Below are 21,175 nucleotides of genomic sequence, written 5' to 3'. Positions count from 1 at the left end.
GGGCAAGGAGGCAGCGATGGTCGAAGGCGTGGAGACCGATTTCGCGCGGAAGATGAGCTACGGGGATTATCTCCGCCTCGACCAGCTGCTGGCGGCGCAGGCGCCGCTGTCCGGCCAGCATGACGAGATGCTCTTCATCACCATCCACCAGGTGCAGGAGCTGTGGATGAAGCTGCTGGTCCATGAGCTGGACCTGGCCATGGACTGCCTGCGGCGGGATGCGCTGCGGCCGGCCTTCAAGGCCATGGCCCGCATCGGCCGGATCCAGTCCCAGCTGGTGGAGGCCTGGGACGTGCTGACCACCATGACGCCGCACGACTACCTGGCCTTCCGCGACAGCCTCGGCAAATCCTCCGGCTTCCAGTCCTGGCAGTACCGGCTGATCGAGATCCGCCTGGGCGCCCGCGACGCCTTCCTGCTGCAGCCGCATCGCCACCGGCCGGACATCCATGGCGCGCTGGAGGCCGCCTTCCGCGCGCCGTCCCTGTATGACGAGGCGCTGCGGCTGCTGGCCCGGCGCGGCCTGCCGGTGCCCGAGGCGGTGCTGGCCCGCGACGTCGCGCGGCCGCATGCGCCGGACGAGGGCGTGGCCGCCGCCTGGGCCGCCGTCTACGAACAGCCCGAGGCCCGCTTCGACCTCTATGAGCTGGCGGAGGAGCTGGTGGACCTGGAGGATGCCTTCCAGACCTGGCGCTTCCGCCACATGAAGACGGTCGAGCGCATCATCGGCCGCCGGACCGGCACCGGCGGCTCCTCCGGCGTAGCCTATCTGCAGGGCGCGCTGGAGCGCAGCTTCTTCCCCGAATTGTGGTCGGTGCGGACGCAGTTGCGGGCGCCGCCGCCGGCCTGACGGCGGCCCGCGACCGGCGCCCCGCCGGGGGGGCGTGGCGGGATGGCCGGCGGATTTGCGCCGGCGCAAGGCGCCGGGCGGCGCGGCCTGGTAGGGGCAGGCATGCTCGCCGATTGCCTGCACGACCTGGCCGCCCTCGGCCCCGGCGGCCTGCCCGCCCTGCTGGCGGCCATGGCCCTGGCCGGGCTGGCGGGGGGCGCCACCCATTGCGTGACGATGTGCGCCCCCTTCGTCCTGGCCCAGGCGGCGACCGGCGCGGGGGCGGGCGGCGGTGCGCTGCGGCGGCTGGCCGGGGCGGCGCTGGTCCCGTACCAGGCGGGGCGGATGCTGGGCTATGGCGCGCTGGGCGCCCTGGCGGGCGGTGCCGCCGGTCTGGTCAGCCTGGCGAGCGGCCTGCGCTGGCTGCTGGCGGGGCTGCTGGCCCTGGCGGCGCTGCTGATGCTGGCCCAGGCCGGCCGCCGCTTCGGCGCGCTGCTGCCGCATCTGCCGGCGCCGCGCCTGCCGGCCGCCATCGAGCGGCGGATCGGCCCGCTGCTGGCCGCCCCGACCGGCTGGCGCGGGCTGCTCCTGGGGCTGCTGCTCTCGGCGCTGCCTTGCGGGCTGCTCTACGGCGCGCTGGCCGGGGCGGCGGCCAGCGGCAGCGCCCTGGCCGGGGCGCTGGCGATGCTCGCCTTCGTCCTCGGCACCCTGCCGGCGATGACCGGGCTGGCGCTGCTGGGGCGGCTGTTCGGCCGGCGGCAGGGGCCGACCCTCCGGCTGGCGGGCGGGGCGCTGTTCGCGCTGAACGGCGTGGTGCTGCTGGCCATGGCGGCGCGGCTGCTGGCCTGAGCGGCCGGGCTGCCGAAGGCAGCCGCCGCCCCGTCGCGGCGGGCGCCCCCGCGCCGTTCCGGGTGCAGGCCCCCGCCCGGCCGGCCTGTCCCGCCGGGCCGGGACCCGCCTTCGCCGATGCCCGGGCGGTCCCTCGGCAGACCGCAGGCCGGGCATCCTCTCGCGCCATTCGCCCCGTCCCATGCCCGAGAGCGGGAATCCCGCCCGCGATCCTCGTCCCGTCACCGGAAGGATTGGGCTCCATTGCGCGACGGACCCCGCGTGGCGCGACGATGTCTCCAGATTTGCCACATCTTCACCCGATGCCTCGCATCCTGCGACGGTCCCAGCGGATGAGGTGTGGCGGTGCGGTCGCTTCAGGTCACCGGCGTGCTGCCGGCGAGCATGGCGGAGAACAGCGGGGCAGCCGACTGGGCGGCGACGCTCGACCTCTCGGGCGACCTGGCCGGCCTGTCCCGGGTGGAGATCCTGGGCCGCGACGCGCTCTTCCTCGCCGCCGCCGTCCTGCCCGGGCTGCCGGCCATCACCCTCTCCCCCGGCGGGACCGTGGACTACGAGGCCTTCGTCGCCGCCGGCCGCCCGCCGGTGCTGGAATTCGCCCTGCGCTTCGTCTTCGAGGATGGGGAGGTGGTGGACGACCCCACGCCGCGCAGCGTCGCGGTGCTGGACCGCGACGACACGCCGCCCACCGCCCTGGCCTTCGCCACCGGCGGCGCGCTGCTGGCCGGCGTGATCGGCGCGCCGATCGGCACCCTGCGGGTCACCGACCCGGACAGCGCCGGGCCCTTCCAGTTCAGCGTCCTGCCGGAGGATGAATGGCGGTTCGAGGTGGTGGGCGACCTGCTGAAGCTGAAGGACGGCATCAGCCTCGGACTCGACGACATGCCGCTGCGGCCGCTGATCGTCACCGTCTCGGACGGACGGCAAGCCGCCGCCTTCCAGCTCGACCTGCGGGTGGCGGATCCCTGGTCGCCGGTCACGCTGCTGCCGCCCGGGGAGACGCGGGCCGGCCTGCAGATGATGGATGGCGACACCGCGCTGGCGATCCGCGAAAGCCGCAGCATCGCGCGGGTCGATGCGCTGGCGGATGGCGGCCTGGTGCTGACGGCGCAGGATGGGACGCAGGCGGCGCTGCCCGCGGTGCACCGCACCCAGTTCCTGGACGGGTTCCAGGATGCCGGTCCGGCCAGCCCCGGCGTGCGGGCGGCGGCACTGGTCCAGGCCGGCTTCGGCCAGGCGGCGGATCCCCTGCTGCTGGCGGCGCTGACCGATGCGGTCGGGAAGGGGACCGGCTGGACCGAGCTGGGCCTCGGCCTAGTCGGCTCCCTGGCGACCGCTTCAGCAGAGGTCGCCGTCACGACGCTGATGCAGAATGCGCTGGGCCGCGCCCCGACGGCGGAGGAGATGGCGCTGCATGCCGGCCGCCTCGCCTCCGGCAGCAGCATCGGGCAGGTGGCGGTCGACATCGCGCTGTCGTCCGAATCCCTGGCGCGGCAGCCGGCGACGGGCGTCTGGGTGGCCGACCCGCTGGGGGAGGATGGCGGCTGGCGCGGCGGCAAGGGCGGCCTGCTGGCGCCCGCCGCGCCGCCTGCCGCGCCGCCCCTGGCCGACCCGGTGCCGGCGGCGGCGCTGCAGGACCTGGTCTGGCTGCTGTAGCGCCGGGCGGTCGCCCTACCGCGCGACGATGTCCCGGTAGGCATGCCAGGTGGCGTGGCCGACCAGCGGGAAGACCAGCACCAGCCCGAGATAGAAGGGCACCAGGGCGAGGCCGGTGAAGACCACGATCAGCCCGGCCCAGAGCAGCATCGGCCGCCAATTCTCCAGCACCGCCTGGATCGAGACCGTGATCGCCTCGAGCGCCGAGATCTCCCGGTCCACCAGCATCGGCAGGGACAGCGCCGAGATGGCGAAGCTGGCGGCGGCGAGGACGCAGCCGAAGCCGGTGCCGATGACGAGGAAGGGCAGGAGCTGGCCCGATTGCAGCATGGCCTGCGGTAGCCGTTCCAGGCTGGGGATGCCGTTCATGCCGAAGAACAGCATGAAGATCAGCCCGGCGATGCGCACCCAGAACAGGTGGACGACCAGCAGCGCGACGCCGATGAGCGCGATCTGCGAGCCGTTGCGGCGGAAGGGCGCGAGGATGTCGGCCAGGGTCGGCGCACGGCCCGCCTCCCGCACCCGGCTGGCTTCGTAGAGGCCGGCGGCGAGCAGCGGGCCGACCAGGAAGAAGCCCGAGGTGGTCGGCAGGATGGCCCAGAGCGTCCCCGCTTCGAACAGCAGCAGCGACAGCACCCAGCCGGCGAGGCAGACGGCGCCGCCATAGGCCAGCGCGATGGGGCGGCAGGCCAGCATGTCCTGCCAGCCCGCGGCGAGCCAGGCCCAGGGCCGGTCGGTCGCCACGCCGCGCACGCGGCTGGCCGGCCGGTCGGGCGCGAGCCCTGCGGGCGGCAGGGAATCGGTGGTCATCACATGGCCTCCCCGGGGCACGGCCTGCGATCCGCCTGGCCGCAGGGCTGCGTTGCGATGCGGTTGCGCACCGGCCCCGTGGCCGTGCCGCCACCGGCGTCCTGTCCCGCAGCCTGCGGGTTTCCCGCGCACGCGTCCTTGATGCGGATCAAGGACGCGGCCGCGACTTTCGTCTGTCCTGCGATGGCGCGCGGTACGCCAGGCGAATCATGTCGCCGGCCCACCGCGCCTTTCGTTGGGAGACATGCTCCATGGCCGTCGCGGGCTATGCAGGACCTGCCTCCGGCCCCGCGCCGGCGCAGGACTTCGACATGGTGGACGGGCCGATCAAGGCCTTCGCCATCGCCACCGTCTTCTGGGGAGTGGTCGGCTTCCTGATGGGGGCGCTCATCGCCTCCCAGCTCGCCTGGCCGCTGCTCAACCTCGACCTCGAATGGACCACCTTCGGGCGGCTGCGGCCGGTCCATACCTCGGCGGTCATCTTCGCCTTCGGCGGCAACGCCATGTTCTGCACCAGCCTCTACGTCGTGCAGCGGACCTGCCGGGCCCGGCTGTTCGGCGGCGACGACATGGGCTGGTTCCTGTTCTGGGGCTACCAGTTCGTCATCGTCACCGCCGCGCTGGGCTATGTGCTGGGCGTCACCCAGGGCAAGGAATATGCCGAGCCCGAGTGGTATGTGGACCTGTGGCTGACGGTGGTCTGGGTGGCCTACCTGATCGCCTTCGGCGGCACGCTGCTGCGCCGGCAGGAGCCGCATATCTACGTCGCCAACTGGTTCTACCTGGCCTTCATCATCACCGTCGCCATGCTGCACCTGGTGAACAACACCGCGCTGCCGGTGGGCGCCGGCACCGGCAAGAGCTACGTGGTGTGGTCGGGCGTGCAGGACGCCATGATCCAGTGGTGGTACGGCCACAACGCCGTCGGCTTCTTCCTGACCGCCGGCTTCCTCGGCATGATGTACTACTTCATCCCGAAGCAGGCGGAGCGGCCGGTCTATTCCTACCGGCTGTCCATCGTCCACTTCTGGACGCTAATCTTCCTGTATATCTGGGCCGGGCCGCACCACCTGCACTACACCGCGCTGCCGGACTGGGCGCAGACGCTGGGCATGGTGTTCTCGGTCATGCTCTGGATGCCGTCCTGGGGCGGCATGATCAACGGGCTGATGACCCTCTCGGGCGCATGGGACAAGCTGCGGACCAACCCGGCGCTGCGCTTCAGCGTCACGGCGGTGGGCTTCTACGGCATGTCCACCTTCGAAGGCCCGGTGATGTCCATCAAGGCCGTCAACGCCCTGTCGCACTACACCGACTGGACCATCGGCCATGTGCATTCCGGCGCCATGGGCTGGGTGGGCTTCGTCACCTTCGGCGCGATGTACTACCTGTTTCCCAAGCTGTGGCGGAAGACCGGCCTGTATTCCGAGAAGCTGGTCTCCTGGCACTTCTGGCTCGCGACGCTGGGCATCGTCTTCTACATCACCGCCATGTGGGTCAGCGGCATCATGCAGGGGCTGATGTGGCGCGCCTACGATGAGCTGGGCTTCCTGCAGTACAGCTTCGTCGAGACCGTCGCGGCGATGCACCCCTACTACGTGATCCGCGTGCTCGGCGGCCTGCTCTACCTGAGCGGCGCGCTGATCATGGTCTACAACCTTTGGATGACCGTGCGCTCGGAGAGCCTGGCGGAGACCCATGCGGTCGCCGCAGGCGGCTTCGTGCCCGCGGCGGCCGAGTGAAGGAGGGCCGATCCATGTTCCGCTTCCTCCGCGACCACGGCATCATCGAGCGCAACCTGATCCTGATGGGTGTGCTCACGCTGCTCACCGTCTCGATCGGCGGCCTGGTGCAGATCGTGCCGCTCTTTACCATCGAGACGACGATCGAGCGCGTTGAGGGCATCCGCCCCTACACGCCGCTCGAGCTCGCCGGCCGCGACATCTATGTGCGGGAGGGCTGCTACACCTGCCACAGCCAGATGGTCCGCCCCTTCCGGGACGAGGCCGAGCGCTACGGCCACTACTCGCTGGCCGCCGAATCCATGTACGACCATCCCTTCCAGTGGGGCTCCAAGCGCTCGGGCCCCGACCTGGCGCGGCTGGGCGGCAAGTATTCCGACGACTGGCATGCCGCCCATCTCCGCAGCCCCCGCAGCGTGGTGCCGGAGAGCATAATGCCGCCCTACGCCTTCCTCGACCGGCCGCTGGATACGGAAGCGGTGCAGGCGAAGCTGCGGGCCATGAGGGTGCTCGGCGTGCCCTATACCGACACGATGATCGCCAATGCCCGCGCCGACCTGGAGGCGCAGGCGAAGCCCGATGGCGACGTCTCCGCCCGCTACGGCAAGGCCCGCGCCGCCGCCTTCGACGGCAACCCCGGCGTGGTGACCGAGATGGATGCGCTGGTCGCCTATCTGCAGATGCTCGGCACGCTCGTGCAGTTCCGCGACGTGACGCCCGAGCAGGTCCGGCAGCAATAGGGGGGCATTGCCATGGACCTCATCAGGCTGCAGGCGATCCTCTCCACCATCTGGGTCGTCTGGTTCTTCGTCCTTTTCGTCGGGATGTTGATCTACGTCATGCGCCCGTCGAAGCGCCGGCACTATCAAGCCCTGGCCGACATCCCGCTGCGGGATGAAGCCCGGGCTGGCCAGAGGAGCATCTGAGGATGCCCACCAAGATCGAGAAGGACAGCATCACCGGCACGAATACCACCGGCCATGAGTGGGACGGGCTGAAGGAGCTGAACACGCCGCTGCCGAAATGGTGGCTCTACGTCTTCTACGCCACCATCGCCTTCAGCATCGTCTGGATGGCGATCTACCCCTCCCTGCCGGTGACGGGTGCCCGCGGCCTGTCCGGCTGGACGGCGCGCGGCGCCATCGGGCCGGCGCTGGAGGCGGAGAAGGCGGCGCGGGAGCCGATGCTGGCGAAGCTGCGGGCGGCAACGCCGGCGCAGATCGCCGCCGACCCGGAGATGCGGGCATTCGCCCTCGCCGGCGGCCGCATCGCCTTCGCCAACAACTGCGCGGGCTGCCATGGCGCCGGCGGGCAGGGCGCGCCGGGCGGCTTCCCCAGCCTGGCCGACGATGACTGGCTGTATGGCGGCAGCTTCGATGCCATCCAGCACACCATCAGGCACGGCGTGCGCAACGGCGAGTCCGACGAGGCGCGCGGCGTCGCCATGCCGCGCTTCCAGGCGGACGGGCTGCTGAAGGCGGAGCAGGTCGCCGACACGGCGGAATACGTCCTGTCGCTGACCGGCCGCGCCACGGATGCGGCGGCGGCGCAGCGCGGCGGCCAGGTCTTCGCCGAGAACTGCGTGAGCTGCCATGGCGAGAAGGGCGAGGGCAACCGCGACATGGGCGCCCCCCGCCTGAACGACCAGGTCTGGCTCTATGGCGGCGACAAGGCGAGCCTAATGCGCAGCATCGGCTGGTCCCGTGCCGGCGTGATGCCGAGCTGGGGCGGAAGGCTCGACCCCGCCACCGTCAACATGCTGACCGTCTATGTGCACGCCTTGGGCGGCGGCGAGTAACCGAGGACATCATGGGCGAGGTGACGTCACCCGATCGCATGAAGCCGGAGGCGGCGCAGGCCGCCCCCGGCTCCCTCTATGCGAGCCGCCAGAAGGTCTATCCGAAGGCGGTCACCGGCCGGGTACGCACGGCGAAGTGGCTGATCCTCGCCCTCTGCCTCGGCCTCTACTACACCGTGCCGCTGCTGCGCTGGGATCGCGGCCCGGACCTGCCGGACCAGGCGGTGCTGGTGGACATCGCCAATGGCCGGCTGTTCTTCTTCTTCATCGAGATCTGGCCGCAGGAGGTCTACTACCTGACCGGCCTGCTGGTGCTGGCCGCCATCGGCCTGTTCGCCGCGACGTCCCTGTTCGGCCGCGTCTGGTGCGGCTTCGCCTGCCCGCAGACGGTCTGGACCGACCTGTTCATGCAGGTGGAACGCTGGATCCAGGGCGACCGCAACGCCCGCATGAAGCTGGACCTGCAGCCCTGGACCGGCGAATGGCTGCGCAGGAAGCTGCTGACCCATGCCGTCTGGCTCGGCATCGCCATGGCCACCGGCGGCGCCTGGGTCATGTACTTCAACGACGCGCTGGCGATGACGCCGCGCTTCTTCACCGGCCAGGCCAGCCTGGAGGTCTATGTCTTCTTCGGCCTGTTCACCGCCACCACCTACCTGCTGGCCGGCTGGGCGCGGGAGCAGGTCTGCACCTACATGTGCCCCTGGCCGCGCTTCCAGGCGGCGATGCTCGACGAGAACTCCCTGGTCGTCACCTACCGCGCCTGGCGCGGCGAGCCGCGCGGCAAGGCCAAGGAAGCCGGGCATGGCGACTGCGTGGATTGCCGCGCCTGCGTGCATGTCTGCCCGACCGGCATCGACATCCGCGATGGCCAGCAGCTGGAATGCATCGGCTGCGGCCTCTGCATCGATGCCTGCGACGATGTCATGGGCAGGCTGGGCCGGCCCAGGGGCCTGATCGCCTTCGAGACGCTGACGAGCCTCGCCGCCAGCGAAGCGGCGGCGAAGCCGCTGCCGCCCGGCCCGCAGCGCCAGGCCTGCGGCATGCAGGCGCGTCGGCCGCAGAAGCTCGTCCGCCCGCGCACCCTGATCTATGCCGGCGTGCTGGCGCTGGTGGTCGCCGTGATGGGCGGCGCCTGGGCGCTGCGGGAGACGACGTCCCTGGCGGTGCTGCGCGACCGCGCGCCGATCTTCGTCCGCCTCTCCGATGGCGGCGTGCGCAACGCCTATACCCTCAAGCTCGGCGACAAGACCCGCGGGGTCGAGAGCTACGCCTTGCTGCTGGACGGGCCCGCCGGGCTTGCGCTGTCCGTGCAGGATGCCGGACGCGATGCGCAGGGCCGGCCGGTGCTGGCGACGCGGCCGGACGGCATCACGCAATGGCGCGCGCTGGTGACGGCGGCGCCGGGCGCCCGCCTGCCCGAGAGCGTGCCCGTCGCCTTCCGCCTGGTGGACGGCCAGGGCCGCACCGCCATCCGCACGAGCAGCGTCTTCCTGGGACCGAAGCCATGAGCGCGACCACCGCCCCCACCCGCCGCAGCCTGTGGATCCCCTGGGTCTTCGTCGGGGGGATGGTGCTGGTGCTGCTGGTCAATCTCGGCATGGTCTATGCCGCCGTCAGCACCTTCACCGGCGTCACCATCGGCCGGTCCTACGACAAGGGCCGCGCCTACAACCATGTGCTGGAGGAAGCGGCGCGGCAGGACGCGCTGGGCTGGCGCCCGCAGGTGGCGCTGGAGGGTGGCACGCTGCGCGTGACGGTGCGCGACCGCGAGGGGCTGCCGGTCACGGGACGGCTGGACGGCGTGCTGCGCCGGCCGGTGGAAGGCACGGAAGCCGCCGTCTCGGCCGCCGCCCTGGCGCCCGGCACCTGGGTGGCGGAGGCGCCGGTGCGATCCGGGCTTTGGGAGGCGCGGCTGCGCCTGACCGCGGCGGATGGCCGCCACCTCGACATCCGGCAGCGGCTGGTGGCGCCGTGAGCACCGTGATGCGCGTCGCCGCGCAGGAGACGGGCTGCGCCCATTGCGGCGCCGCCGTGCCCGCCGGCGCGCGCTTCTGCTGCACGGGCTGCGACGCGGCGCATGGCCTCGTGGCCGGTCTCGGCCTCGACGCCTTCTACCGGCGGCGGGAGGGCGCCGATGGCAGCCTGCGTCCCGCCGTCGACGCCCCCGCCATGGATTTCACCCTGCATGTGCGCGGGGAGGGCGAGGAGAAGACGCTCGAGCTGATGGTCGCCGGCCTGACCTGCGGCGCCTGCGTCTGGCTGGTGGAGCAGGCGCTCGCCGCGGAGCCGGACGTGACCCGCGCGCGCCTCGCCCTCTCCACGCGCCGGCTGACGCTGTCGTGGCGCGGGGAGGCCGCGCGGGCCAATGCTTTCGTCGCGCTGCTCGCCCGGCTCGGCTTCCGCACCGCGCCCTGGTCGCCCGCCTGCCTGCGCGCGACGGAGGATGCCGAGGGGCGGCAACTCGTCCGCGCCCTGGGCATCGCCGCCTTCGGCGCCATGAACGTGATGATGCTGAGCGTCGCCGTCTGGGTCGGCTGGGACATGGGGGAGGCGACGCGCGCCGCCATGCACTGGGCGGCGGCGGTGATCGGCCTGCCCACGGTGCTGGTCGCCGGCCTGCCGATCTACCGCGGCGCCCTGGCCGGGCTGCGCCAGGGCCGGCTCAACATGGACATGGCCGTCACGCTCGGCGTGCTGGCGACCACCGCCATGTCGGCCAGCGAGACGCTGCGCAACGGCGACTACACCTATTTCGACGCGGCCACGACGCTGCTGGCGCTGCTGCTGGCCGGCCGCGTGTTGGACCGCGCCGCGCGCCGCCGGGCCCGCCAGGCGGTCGCGGAGTTGCTGGCGCTGCAGGAGGGCGCGGTGACGCGGCTCGACGCCGACGGCACCGCCCATGCCGCGCCCGCCGCCAATATCCGCGCCGGCGACCGCATCCTGGTCGCGGCCGGCGAACGCCTGCGGCTGGACGCGGTGCTGGAGGCGGGGGAGGCGCTGCTGGATGCCAGCGCCACCAATGGCGAGACCCTGCCGCGCGGCTTCGTGGCGGGGGAGGCGCTGCCGGCCGGCGCCGTCAACATGGGCGCGCCCTTCGTCGCGCGCGTCACCGCCGCCGCGGCCGATGGCTCGCTGGCCGCCATGGCGCGGCTGCTGGAGCGGGCGGAGCAGGCCAAGGGCCGCTTCGTCGATGTCGCCGACCGCGTCGTGCGCGTCTTCGTGCCGGTGGTGCATGCGGTGGCGGCGCTGACCTTCCTCTTCTGGTGGCTGGGGATGGGCGTCGGCTGGCAGGCCGCGCTGGTGCCCGCGGTCGCGGCGCTGATCGTGACCTGCCCCTGCGGCTTCGCCATCGCGGTGCCGGCGGTGCAGGCAGTGGCGGTGGGCGCGCTGTTCCGCCGCGGCGTGCTGGTGGCGAATGGCACGGCGCTGGAACGCCTCGCTTCCGCCGACCATGCGGTGCTGGACAAGACCGGCACGCTGACCGAGGGGCGGCCGACCCTGCTGCCCGGCGACTGGACCGAGGCGGCGTTGCGCGAGGCTGCCGGGATGGCGCGCGCCAGCCGCCACCCGCTGGCGCGCGCACTCGCCATGGCTTGCCCGGATGCGCCGGCAGCCGAGGCCGTGCGGGAAGTGCCGGGCCGCGGCCTGGCCTGCGGCGAAAGGCGGCTGGGCAGCGCCGCCTTCCTCGGCGTGACGGGGCCGGATGCCGGCCTGACGCTGTGGTATGCCGCGCCGGGCGCGGCGCCGGTGGCTTTCCGCTTCGCCGACCGGCTGCGGCCGGAGGCGGCGGTGCTGGTGCGCGACCTGGGCGCGCTGGGCCTCTCGGCCGAGCTTCTCTCGGGCGATGCGCCGCCGGCGGTCGCCGCCGTTGCCAGCCAGGCCGGCATCGCAGGCTGGACGGCGCAGGCGACGCCGGAGGACAAGGCGGCGCGCATCCAGGCGCTGCGCGCCGAGGGACGCCGTCCCCTCATGCTGGGCGATGGCATCAACGATGCGGCGGCCCTGGCGCTGGCGCATGTCTCCGCCTGCCCCGGCGACGGCACGGACCTGGCGCAGACCGCGTCCGACCTGGTGCTGCGGGCGGAGGGGCTGGCCGCCCTGCCGGCGGCGATCCGCACCGCGCGGCGCGCGCAGCGCCTGGCGCGGCAGAACATCGGGTTCTCGCTGCTCTACAACGCCGTCGCCGTGCCGCTGGCGGTGCTCGGCATCGTCACGCCGCTGATCGCGGCGGTGGTGATGGCCACCTCCTCGCTCATCGTGATCGGCAACTCGCTGCGCGCCGGAAAGGACCCCGCATGGACAGCCTGATCCTGCTGCTGCCGATGGCCCTGCTGATGGGCTTCCTCGGCCTCTGCGCCTTCCTCTGGAGCCTCCGGTCCGGCCAGTACGAGGACCTGGACGGCGCCGCGTCCCGCATCCTGTTCGACGACATCCCCCGCAAGGAGCCACGCCGATGACCGGCAGCACCGCCTTCTTCCTCGCCTTCTCGGCCCTCATCGCCCTGGTCGGCCTTTTCGCCGCCGGCATGGCGCATGACTACCTGCAATTCTTCGGCCTGGCGCTGTTCGGCTTCGGCGTGCTGTTCGGCTATTCCTGCATCAAGCGGCACTACGACGCGCGGGAGGCGGCGCGGCACTGACGGCAGCGGAAGGAATTCCGCGCGGCGCTGCATCCGGCGCCGCCGGTCCTCCGTAACGCAGGCAGCAGGCGATGCCTCCCCTGCCGCCATGCCGAGAGGACCAGACGCCATGATCCGCAGCCTCCTTCTTGCCTCCGCCCTGTTCGCCGGCGCCGCCCAGGCCGCGCCGGAACCCCGCCTGGTCGGCGGCGCCGGCGACGATGCCCATGTCGAATATGGCGGCGCGCCCATGGGCAGCATCGTCGGCGGCGGCACGGTGATGCTGCAGGGCGGCGACCTGGACCGCAGCTTCCAGTATGGCCCCACCTGGCCGCAGCCCGGCCAGGTCGCGACCATCACCGGCGGTGGCGACAGCCAGCAGGTGCTGCGGCTGCCGACACGGCGCGGCTGAGCCGGCCGGTCAGGGCGCCGGCGTCCAGCTCTGCTTCAGGCTGCGCAGGGTGAAGCTGGTGCGCGTGTGCCGCACGCCGGGCAGGCGGTACAGCTTCTCCCGCAGCAGGCGTTCGTAGCCGGCGGTGCCGCCGACCGCGGCCTTGATGACGTAGTCGTATTCGCCGGTGACCAGCCAGGCCTCGATGATCTCCGGCATCTCGGTCACCGCCTGTTCGAAGCGGCGCAGGCTTTCCTCGTCATGGCGTTCCATCATCACCTCGATGATGACGGTGTCGGGCAGGCCGAGGCTGGCCTGGTCCAGGATGGCGACATAGCCCCTGATCACGCCGGCCTGTTCCAGCCGCTTCACCCGCGTCCAGCAGGGGGAGGGGGAGAGGCCGACCTCCTCCGCCAGCTCGGCATTCGTGAGCCGCGCGTTGCGGTGCAGGGCGCGGAGGATCCGCTTGTCGATGGCATCGAGCTTGGGGGCGTCCATGCCGCCAGCTTCCGCCGCCCCCTGGCCGGAAGGCAAGGCGGCGGCTAGCGTCCGGCCATGCCGAAACAGCTCCGCCTCAACGCCTTCGACATGGCCTGCATCGGCCATATCCAGCAGGGGATGTGGACCCATCCGCGGGACCGCTCCACCGACTACAAGCGCCTGGGTTACTGGACCTCGCTGGCCCGCACGCTGGAGCGCGGGCTGTTCGACGGGCTGTTCCTGGCCGATGTCGTCGGCGTCTATGACGTGCTGGGCAACAGCCCGGACGCCGCCATCCACAACGCGGTGCAGGTGCCGCTGCTGGACCCCATGCTGGTGGTGCCGGCCATGGCCGCCGTCACGCAGCATCTCGGCTTCGGCGTCACCGTCAACCTGACCTATGAGGCGCCGGCGCTCTTCGCCCGCCGCTTCTCGACCCTCGACCACCTGACCGATGGCCGCATCGGCTGGAACATCGTCACCGGCTACCTGGACAGCGCCGCCCGCGCCATGGGCATGCCGGCGCAGCAGGCGCATGACGCGCGCTACGACGCGGCCGAGCAGTTCATGGCCACCGCCTACGCCCTGTGGGAATCCAGCTGGGCGGCCGATGCCGTGCGCGCCGACCGCGCGGCGGGGATCTATGCCGATCCGGCCAGGGTCCGCACCATAAGCTCTGGCGGGATCGAGGCGGTGCATCTCTGCGAGCCGTCCCCGCAGCGGACGCCGGTGCTGTACCAGGCCGGCGCCTCCGACCGCGGCCGGGAGTTCGCCGCCCGCCATGCCGAGTGCATCTTCCTCAACCCCTCCAGCCCGCAGAATGTCGCGCGGCTGGTCGCCGACCTGCGCAGCCAGGCGGCGCCGCGGCCGCTGCGCATCTTCGTCGGCGCCACCCTCATCCTCGGCCGGACCGAGGCGGAGGCGCGCGACCTGCTGGAGGACTACCGCCGCCATGCCAGCGTGGAGGGCGCGCTGGCGCATGCCGCCGCCTCCCTCGGCATCGACTTCGACCGCTTCGGGATGGATGAGCCGATCAGCGCCAGCGGCAGCAACGCCATCTCCTCGAATGTCGAGGCCATGGCGCGGGTCTTCGGCCCCGGCTGGACCAAGCGGAACCTGGTGGACCGGTTCATCCTGGGCAGCCGGCAGACGCCCCTGGTCGGCACCCCGGATGCCATCGCCGACCAACTGGTCGCCTTCGCCGAGGAAACGGGCGCGGACGGCTTCAACCTCTCCCGCACCGTCATGCCGGAATGCATCGATTCCGTGGTGGATTTGCTGGTGCCGGCCTTGCAGGAACGCGGCGCCTACAAGACCGCCTACGCCCCCGGCACCTACCGCCAGAAACTGTTCGGCGCTGGCCCGCTGCTGGCGGCGCCCCATCCGGCGGCAGAAGCGCGCGGCTGACCCGCCCGGCCGCAGAAGATCCTTCCGTCCCTTCGGCGCCGCACACCGGAATACGGCAGGACATGCGGCCGTACCCGGTCCATCCTTCTGGACGACTGGGATCGCCCCGGGGCTTGCCGGCCCGGCGGGGCGGCCCGACATTCGGGGATGAAAGACCGGGCGGCGCCGCCGATCCGGCCGGGAGAGATCGGGATGGGCAGCCTCCAACGTCCGGACGCCACGCTCGAGGACCGCTGGGAAAAGGCGGGCGAGGCCGTGCTGCTGACCGGCATCCAGGCGCTGGTGCGCCTGCCGCTGGTCCGCCGCCAGCTGGATGCGCAGCTGGGCTGGAACACCGCGGGCTATATCAGCGGCTATCGCGGCTCGCCGCTCGGCACCTATGACCAGCAGTTGCAGAAGCAGGCGAAGCGGCTGGCGGAGAACCACATCGTCTTCCGCCCCGGCCTGAACGAGGATCTGGCGGCGACGGCGGTCTGGGGCACACAGCAGGTCGCGCTCTATGGCAACCAGACCTATGACGGCGTCTTCGGCATCTGGTACGGCAAGGGACCGGGCGTGGACCGCAGCGGCGACGCGCTGCGGCATGCGAACTCCGCCGGCACCGCGCCGAAGGGCGGCGTGCTGGCGCTGGCCGGCGACGACCCGTCCTGCAAGTCGTCGACCATCACCTCCGGCTGCGAGATCTCCTTCATGGATGTCGAGATGCCGGTGCTCGACCCGGCCGGCGTCACGGAGATCCTCGACTACGGGCTGAAGGCGCTCGACATGTCGCGCTTCGCCGGCCTCTGGGTCGGAATGAAATGCGTGGCCGAGACGATGGACGGCGCCGGCACCGTCATGGTGGACCCGGCCGCCTATGCCAGCGTGTTCCCGGACTTCGCCTTCCCGGCCGATGGCGTCCACATCCGCCTGCGCGACCACGCCATCCCGCAGGAGGAACGCCTCCGGCATTTCAAGCTGCCGGCCGCCATCGCCTTCGCTCGCGCCAACGGGCTGAACCGCGTGGTCTGGGACAGCCCGCGCGCCCGCTTCGGCATCGCCGCGCGCGGCAAGGGCTACGCCACCCTGCGCCAGGCGCTGCGCGATGCCGGCATCACCGAGGAGCTGGCGCGCATGGCCGGCCTCCGGCTCTGGAAGGTCGGGCTCGCCTGGCCGCTGGATGCGCAGGGCGCGCGCGACTTCGCCCGCGGCCTGGAGGAGGTGATGGTGGTCGAGGACCGCCGCCCCGTCATCGAGCCGCAATTGCGCGACGCGCTCTACGACCTGGAGGAACGCCCGCGCGTGGTGGGCAAGCGGGACGAGCAGGGCCGCCGCCTGCTGTCGGACCTGACGGAACTCGACACCGGCGCGGTGCTGCGCGCGCTGGCCGCCCGCCTGCCGGAGGAACTGCGGACCGAGCAGCTCCAGGCGCGCCTGCGCGACCTGGACCGTATCGCGCAATTGCAGATGCCGCCGATCCATGACCGGACGCCGCATTTCTGCCCGGGCTGCCCGCACAACACCTCGACCAAGGTGCCCGAGGGCAGCCATGCCATGGCCGGCATCGGCTGCCACACCCTGGCGATCTACATGGACCGCCAGACCGACCTCTACACGCATATGGGTGCGGAAGGGATGCCCTGGCTGGGCATGGCGCCCTTCGTTTCCGAGAAGCACATGTTCGTCAATATCGGCGACGGCACCTATGCCCATAGCGGCAGCCTCGCCGTGCGGCAGGCCGTCGCCGCCGGCACGAACATGACCTACAAGATCCTGGTCAACAGCGCCGTCGCCATGACCGGCGGGCAGACGCCGGAAGGCGAACTCGGCGTGCCCGAGATCGCGGCGCAGATGGCGGCGGAAGGCGTGGCGAAGCTCGTCGTCGTCTCCGACGATCCCACGCGGCACCAGGGCGATGCCCGCATGCCGAAGGGCACGGAGTACCGCCACCGCCGCGACCTCGACCTGGTGCAGCGGGAGCTGCGCGAGGTGCCAGGCGTCACCGTGCTGATCTATGACCAGCAATGCGCGACGGAGCGGCGCCGCAAGCGCAAGCGCGGCACCCAGGCGGCGGCGGAGAAGCGCGTCGCGATCAACCCGCGGGTCTGCGAGGATTGCGGCGACTGCTCCCGCACCTCCAACTGCCTGGCGGTCGAGCCGATCGAGACCGCATTCGGCCGCAAGCGGCAGATCGACCAGACCGCCTGCAACCAGGACCTGAGCTGCGTCGAGGGTTTTTGTCCGTCCTTCGTCACGCTCGTTGGCGCGGAACCCGTCAAGAAGAAGCCGCCGGTCGCCGGCGGCGCGCTGCCGGAACCCGCGCCGGCCGAGGTGCGGGAGGGCGAGCCGGCCTACAACATCCTGCTCGCCGGCGTCGGCGGCCAGGGCGTCACCGCGCTCTCGGCCATCCTCGGCATGGCGGCGCATCTGGAAGGCCGGCCCAGCCGGTCGGTGGACATGCTCGGCCTGGCGCAGAAGGGCGGCGGCGTCTTCGCCCAGCTGCGCATCGGCCGGCCCGGCGCCGCGCCCGAGACCATCGAGGCGCCGCGCATCGGCATGGGCCAGGCGGACCTGATGGTCTCGGCCGACATGGTGGTGGCGCATGGCCGCACCGCGCGGCCGCTGCTCGGCGGCGACCGCACGGTGGCGGTGCTGAACGCCGACCTGCAGCCCACCGCGCAATTCGTGAAGGATACCAGCACCCGGTATGACCGCGCCGGCATGCTGGCCAGCATCCGCGATGCCTGCCGCGAGGTGGTGACGGTGCCGGGCGTGCAGGCGGTGGAGGAGGCGCTGGGTGACCTCATCTACCTCAATGTCTGGCTGCTAGGCATCGCCTTCCAGAAGGGGCTGGTGCCCCTGAGCAGCGAGGCGATCGGGCGGGCGCTGGAGCTGAACGGCGCCCAGGTGGAGCGCAACAAGGCCGCCTTCGCCCTCGGCCGCGAGGCGGCGCTGGCCCCGCCGGCGCCGGTGCGGCCGGAGGACGAGACGCTCGACGCGCTTATCGCCCGGCGCATCGCCGACCTCACGGGCTACCAGAATTCCCGCTACGCGCGGGACTACGAGGCCTTCGTCGCCAGGGTCCGTGCCGCCGAGCAGGCCGCGGTGCCGGGCGAGGAGCGGCTGTCGCGCGCCGTCGCCACCCAGCTCTATCGGCTGATGGCGTACAAGGACGAGTACGAGGTGGCGCGGCTGCACAGCCTGCCCGAATGGCAGGCCGAACTCGGGAAGCATTTCACCGGCACGCAGCGGGTGGAGCTGAACCTGGCGCCGCCCTTCCTGGCGAAGCCCGACCCCGTCACCGGCGTGCCGCGCAAGATCGCCTTCGGCCCCTGGATGCAGACGGCGATGGGAATGCTGCGGCATGGCAAGGTGCTGCGCGGCACCGCCCTCGACCCCTTCGGCCGGACCGAGGAGCGGCGGATGGAGCGCGCGCTCATCGCCGAATACCGCGCCGGGATTGAGCGGCTGCTGCGCCTGCTCTCGCCCGCCACCCATGCCGCGATCTGCGACTGGGCCGAGGCTGCCGCCGGCATCAAGGGCTATGGCCATGTCAAGGCGCGCAACCTCGCCGCGGCGAAGCAGCGGATGGCGGCGATCGAGGCCTCGCTCGCCGCGCCGGCGCCTAGCGCTTCGGCAGCCCCGGCCCTGGCGGCGGAATAACGGGGGCCGCGGCGGCGCCCTGCGGCAGCATGGCCTGCGTCGCCATGGCCACTGGGAAGCCCTGGCCGGGCGTGTCGTTGACGCGCAGGCTGAGGGTGCGCGGCGGCGTCGGCACCAGGGCGGTGGGCGCCAGCACCACCGCCCGGCGCAGCCGCATCGGGCCGCCCGGGTCGCTGTCCAGCGAAATGTTGGTGACGGCGGCGCCGGGCTGGCTGCCGAGCCGGGTGACCAGCACCTCGAACTCCGCCGCCACCGCCGCCGGCTCCACCCCGCCGACCGCCAATTCGCAATGCTGCCGCGCCGGCGACCAGAACAGGACGGACGCGGCGCCGGGCCCGGGGCGGACCAGCACGCGCACGCCTTCCGCCCGCATCGCATCCGTGGACAGCGCCGCCACCCGGTCCGGCGGCAGCGACCCGAAGCCATAGGCGGCGGCGCGGCGCAGCACCTCCGCCTCCTCCGGCCGGCCGCAGATCCGGGCGAAGGCATGCACCGCGGCGGCCGAGGCATCGGCGGCGCGGCCATCGGAAGCGCCGAATTTATCGCCGTCGGGCTGGGCACAGCCGGCCAGCAGGCCGGCGAGGGTGAGGATCGGGGCGAACCGCGGGACGCATCGAAGGGGCATGGTCCCGCCACTCTCGGTGGTGGGCATGGTCCCGGTCAACCGCGCCGGCCGGCGCGGCGCGGCCACCCGGGCGCCCGTCCCGGCGCCCGTCCCGGCGACCGCCCCCTGGACGCGCCGGCCACCCCGTTCGATATCGCCTGACGGAGGATCCCATGCCGCTCGACACCCAAGGCCCGCCGGCCGCCCTCTTCGACCTGCCGGAGGACACGCGCGCCCTGCGCGACACCGCGCTGGCCTTCGCCCGGGACCGCCTGGCGCCGCACGCCCTGGACTGGGACCAGGCGCGGCATTTCCCGGTGGCGGAGATGCGGGAGGCGGCGGCGCTCGGCATGGCCGCGCTCTATGTGCGGGAGGAGTCGGGCGGCGCCGGCCTCACCCGCCTCGACGCCGCCGTGGTGTTCGAGGCGCTGGCGACGGGCTGCCCCGCCGTCTCGGCCTATCTTTCCATCCACAACATGGTCGCCTGGATGATCGACCGCTTCGGCGACGATGCGCAGCGCGCGCACTGGCTGCCGGAACTGGTGCCGATGCGCAAGGTCGCCAGCTATGCGCTGACCGAGCCGGGCAGCGGCTCCGACGCCGCCGCGCTGCGCACGCGCGCGGTGCGGGATGGCGATGACTATGTGCTCGACGGCACCAAGCAGTTCATCAGCGGCGCCGGCGCCTCCGACCTTTACCTGACCATGGTTCGCACGGGCGGGGAGGGGCCGGGCGGCGTCTCCGCCCTGCTGATCCCGAAGGACGTGCCGGGCCTGTCCTTCGGCGCCAACGAGAAGAAGATGGGCTGGAATGCCCAGCCGACGCGGCAGGTGATCTTCGACGGCGCGCGCGTGCCGGCCGCGGCCCTGCTGGGGGAGGAGGGGCAGGGCTTCCGCTTCGCCATGGCGGGCCTTGATGGCGGGCGGCTGAACATCGCCGCCTGCAGCCTGGGCGGCGCGCAGGCGGCGCTCGACAAGGCCCTCGCCTATGTCCAGGAACGCCGCGCCTTCGGCAAGGCGGTGGCCGACTTCCAGAACACCCAGTTCCGCCTGGCCGACATGCAGACGGAGCTGGAGGTGGCGCGCACCTTCCTCTGGCGCGCCTGCGCCAAGCTGGACGCCAAGGCCCCGGACGCCACCGCCTTCTGCGCCATGGCCAAGCGCTTCGTCACCGACACCTGCAGCAAGGTGGCGGACGACGCGCTGCAGCTGCTCGGCGGCTATGGCTACCTGGCGGAATACGGGATCGAGAAGATCGTCCGCGACCTGCGCGTCCACCGCATCCTCGAAGGCACCAACGAGGTGATGCGGCTGATTGTCGCGCGGTCCATGCTCGGGCGGCGCGCCTGACGCGCGGCGCAAGCGCGGCGGGGATGCCGCGCGCCGCCGGTTCCGCCGCCCGCGCGAGGCTTCGATGGGCGGGCGGCCATCGATCCGCGCCGGTGGCCTTGGTCCGGGGCGGAAAGGGAGGGAGGCCATGATCCTCTGGGGCTACTGGCGTTCGACCGCCGCCTGGCGGGTGCGCATCGCGCTCAACCTGAAGGGGCTGGCGGCGGACCACCGGTTCCGCCACCTGCGGCAGGGCGAGCAGCGCTCGGCCGAGGCGCTGGCGCTGAACCCGCAGGGCCTTGTGCCGGCGCTGGTGCTGGGGGATGGCGCGGTGCTGACCCAGTCGCTGGCCATCTGCGAATACCTGGACGAGATCCGGCCGGACCCGCCGCTGCTGCCGCGCGACCCGCTGGCGCGTGCCCGGATCCGCGCCTTCGCCCAGGCCATCGCCGCTGAGATCCATGCGGTGCAGAACCTGCGCGTGCTGAACCGCATCAAGGGGCTGGGCCAGCCGCAGGACGTGGCGAATGCCTGGGCGCATGACACGATCGCCGAAGGGCTGCCGGCCTGCGAGGCGCTGCTGCACGACCAGCCGGGCCCCTTCTGCTTCGGCAGCGGGCCGACGCTGGCCGACATCGCGCTGGTCCCGCAGCTCTACAATGCCCGGCGCTTCGGCGTGGCGCTGGACGGCATGCCGCGGCTGCTGGCGGCGGAGGCGGCCTGTCAGGCCCTGCCGGCATTCGCCGCGGCCGCCCCGGACCGCCAGCCGGACGCGGAATGAGCTTGCAACCCGCGCGATAAGGCGGCAGTGGGATGGCATGGCGATACGATATGCCATCCAAATGACCCTGCGGGCCGGCCTGCTGGCCGCGCCGTTGCTCGCGGCCATGCCGGCCGGGGCGCAGCAATCCGTGCTGGTGGTGCCGGAAGGCGCGGTGGTCGCCGTGCCGGCCCGTGGGGCGGTGGCCCCGGCGCGGCCGGCGACCCTGCGGCCGCGCCGTGCCCGCCTGCCGCCGCC

General features: G+C 72.5%; 20 protein-coding genes. 17 read left to right on the top strand and 3 right to left on the bottom strand.

Features of this window, described 5'->3' with window-relative positions:
* Positions 1-16 precede the first annotated feature (16 nt).
* The 3 genes from kynA to E2C05_RS14285 all read left to right on the top strand — a co-directional run bounded on the left by kynA (position 17) and on the right by E2C05_RS14285 (position 3,334).
* Entirely contained in the window at positions 17-850 is an 834-nt protein-coding gene (kynA, locus tag E2C05_RS14295) for a tryptophan 2,3-dioxygenase (protein WP_240046737.1), read from the top strand.
* Positions 851-952: 102 nt separating this feature from the next.
* Positions 953-1,678 (top strand): urease accessory protein UreH domain-containing protein, encoded by a 726-nt coding sequence (locus E2C05_RS14290; RefSeq protein WP_158292120.1) that lies wholly within the window; start codon positions 953-955, stop codon positions 1,676-1,678.
* A gap of 345 nt (positions 1,679-2,023) precedes the next feature.
* Complete coding sequence (locus E2C05_RS14285) at positions 2,024-3,334, top strand: DUF4214 domain-containing protein (RefSeq protein ID WP_133220317.1); 1,311 nt, start codon at positions 2,024-2,026, stop codon at positions 3,332-3,334.
* Positions 3,335-3,349: 15 nt separating this feature from the next.
* Here E2C05_RS14285 and E2C05_RS14280 read toward each other — a convergent pair whose 3' ends face one another.
* On the bottom strand, positions 3,350-4,144 hold the full coding sequence (locus tag E2C05_RS14280; RefSeq protein ID WP_133220316.1) for a DUF2189 domain-containing protein: 795 nt from the start codon (positions 4,142-4,144) through the stop codon (positions 3,350-3,352).
* 251 nt (positions 4,145-4,395) lie between these two features.
* Here E2C05_RS14280 and ccoN point away from each other — a divergent pair, with 251 nt between their 5' ends.
* The 10 genes from ccoN (at position 4,396) to E2C05_RS14230 (ending at position 12,717) form a co-directional block, all read left to right on the top strand.
* Positions 4,396-5,886 (top strand): cytochrome-c oxidase, cbb3-type subunit I, encoded by a 1,491-nt coding sequence (ccoN, locus tag E2C05_RS14275; RefSeq protein WP_192912460.1) that lies wholly within the window; start codon positions 4,396-4,398, stop codon positions 5,884-5,886.
* Between the two features lie 14 nt (positions 5,887-5,900).
* On the top strand, positions 5,901-6,626 hold the full coding sequence (gene ccoO, locus E2C05_RS14270; protein WP_133220315.1) for a cytochrome-c oxidase, cbb3-type subunit II: 726 nt from the start codon (positions 5,901-5,903) through the stop codon (positions 6,624-6,626).
* A 12-nt stretch (positions 6,627-6,638) separates the two neighbouring features.
* Positions 6,639-6,812 carry a cbb3-type cytochrome oxidase subunit 3 gene (locus E2C05_RS14265; RefSeq protein WP_133220314.1) on the top strand — a complete coding sequence of 58 codons (174 nt, stop codon included), beginning with the start codon at positions 6,639-6,641 and terminating at the stop codon, positions 6,810-6,812.
* A 2-nt stretch (positions 6,813-6,814) separates the two neighbouring features.
* Entirely contained in the window at positions 6,815-7,684 is an 870-nt protein-coding gene (gene ccoP / locus E2C05_RS14260) for a cytochrome-c oxidase, cbb3-type subunit III (protein ID WP_133220313.1), read from the top strand.
* A 20-nt stretch (positions 7,685-7,704) separates the two neighbouring features.
* Entirely contained in the window at positions 7,705-9,195 is a 1,491-nt protein-coding gene (ccoG, locus tag E2C05_RS14255; protein ID WP_338045143.1) for a cytochrome c oxidase accessory protein CcoG, read from the top strand.
* On the top strand, positions 9,192-9,662 hold the full coding sequence (locus E2C05_RS14250; RefSeq protein ID WP_133220311.1) for a FixH family protein: 471 nt from the start codon (positions 9,192-9,194) through the stop codon (positions 9,660-9,662). The genes ccoG and E2C05_RS14250 overlap by 4 nt, the downstream gene beginning before the upstream one ends.
* Entirely contained in the window at positions 9,659-11,995 is a 2,337-nt protein-coding gene (locus E2C05_RS14245) for a heavy metal translocating P-type ATPase (protein ID WP_240046736.1), read from the top strand. The genes E2C05_RS14250 and E2C05_RS14245 overlap by 4 nt, the downstream gene beginning before the upstream one ends.
* Positions 11,983-12,144 (top strand): cbb3-type cytochrome oxidase assembly protein CcoS, encoded by a 162-nt coding sequence (gene ccoS, locus E2C05_RS14240; protein ID WP_133220310.1) that lies wholly within the window; start codon positions 11,983-11,985, stop codon positions 12,142-12,144. The genes E2C05_RS14245 and ccoS overlap by 13 nt, the downstream gene beginning before the upstream one ends.
* Positions 12,141-12,326, top strand: a complete 186-nt coding sequence (locus E2C05_RS14235) for a hypothetical protein (protein ID WP_133220309.1) — start codon at positions 12,141-12,143, stop codon at positions 12,324-12,326. The genes ccoS and E2C05_RS14235 overlap by 4 nt, the downstream gene beginning before the upstream one ends.
* A 109-nt stretch (positions 12,327-12,435) precedes the next feature.
* Positions 12,436-12,717, top strand: coding sequence for a hypothetical protein (locus E2C05_RS14230; protein WP_133220308.1), 282 nt, complete (start codon positions 12,436-12,438; stop codon positions 12,715-12,717).
* Positions 12,718-12,726: 9 nt separating this feature from the next.
* On the opposite strand, the gene E2C05_RS14225 is transcribed toward E2C05_RS14230, so the two are convergent.
* A complete protein-coding gene (locus E2C05_RS14225) occupies positions 12,727-13,194 on the bottom strand; it encodes an Lrp/AsnC family transcriptional regulator (protein WP_133220307.1) in 468 nt (155 codons plus the stop codon).
* 57 nt (positions 13,195-13,251) lie between these two features.
* Between E2C05_RS14225 and E2C05_RS14220 the strand changes: the two genes are divergently transcribed.
* Both E2C05_RS14220 and E2C05_RS14215 read left to right on the top strand, forming a co-directional pair.
* Positions 13,252-14,583 (top strand): LLM class flavin-dependent oxidoreductase, encoded by a 1,332-nt coding sequence (locus tag E2C05_RS14220; RefSeq protein WP_133220306.1) that lies wholly within the window; start codon positions 13,252-13,254, stop codon positions 14,581-14,583.
* Positions 14,584-14,775: 192 nt separating this feature from the next.
* Positions 14,776-18,225 (top strand): indolepyruvate ferredoxin oxidoreductase family protein, encoded by a 3,450-nt coding sequence (locus tag E2C05_RS14215; RefSeq protein ID WP_133220305.1) that lies wholly within the window; start codon positions 14,776-14,778, stop codon positions 18,223-18,225.
* On the opposite strand, the gene E2C05_RS14210 is transcribed toward E2C05_RS14215, so the two are convergent.
* The gene (locus E2C05_RS14210) at positions 18,188-18,877 is read right to left on the bottom strand and encodes a hypothetical protein (RefSeq protein ID WP_133220304.1); all 690 of its coding nucleotides are present in this window, start codon (positions 18,875-18,877) and stop codon (positions 18,188-18,190) included. The genes E2C05_RS14215 and E2C05_RS14210 overlap by 38 nt on opposite strands.
* 125 nt (positions 18,878-19,002) lie before the next feature.
* Here E2C05_RS14210 and E2C05_RS14205 point away from each other — a divergent pair, with 125 nt between their 5' ends.
* Together E2C05_RS14205 and maiA are read left to right on the top strand one after the other, a co-directional pair.
* Complete coding sequence (locus tag E2C05_RS14205; RefSeq protein WP_133220303.1) at positions 19,003-20,178, top strand: acyl-CoA dehydrogenase family protein; 1,176 nt, start codon at positions 19,003-19,005, stop codon at positions 20,176-20,178.
* A 127-nt stretch (positions 20,179-20,305) separates the two neighbouring features.
* Complete coding sequence (gene maiA, locus E2C05_RS14200; RefSeq protein ID WP_133220302.1) at positions 20,306-20,938, top strand: maleylacetoacetate isomerase; 633 nt, start codon at positions 20,306-20,308, stop codon at positions 20,936-20,938.
* Positions 20,939-21,175: the final 237 nt, after the last annotated feature.

Origin of the sequence: Paracraurococcus ruber, assembly GCF_004353985.1 — a bacterium.
GTDB lineage: Bacteria > Pseudomonadota > Alphaproteobacteria > Acetobacterales > Acetobacteraceae > Paracraurococcus > Paracraurococcus ruber.
Note: the sequence above shows the minus strand (reverse complement) of the source record. Positions and strands in the feature narration are given on the sequence as shown.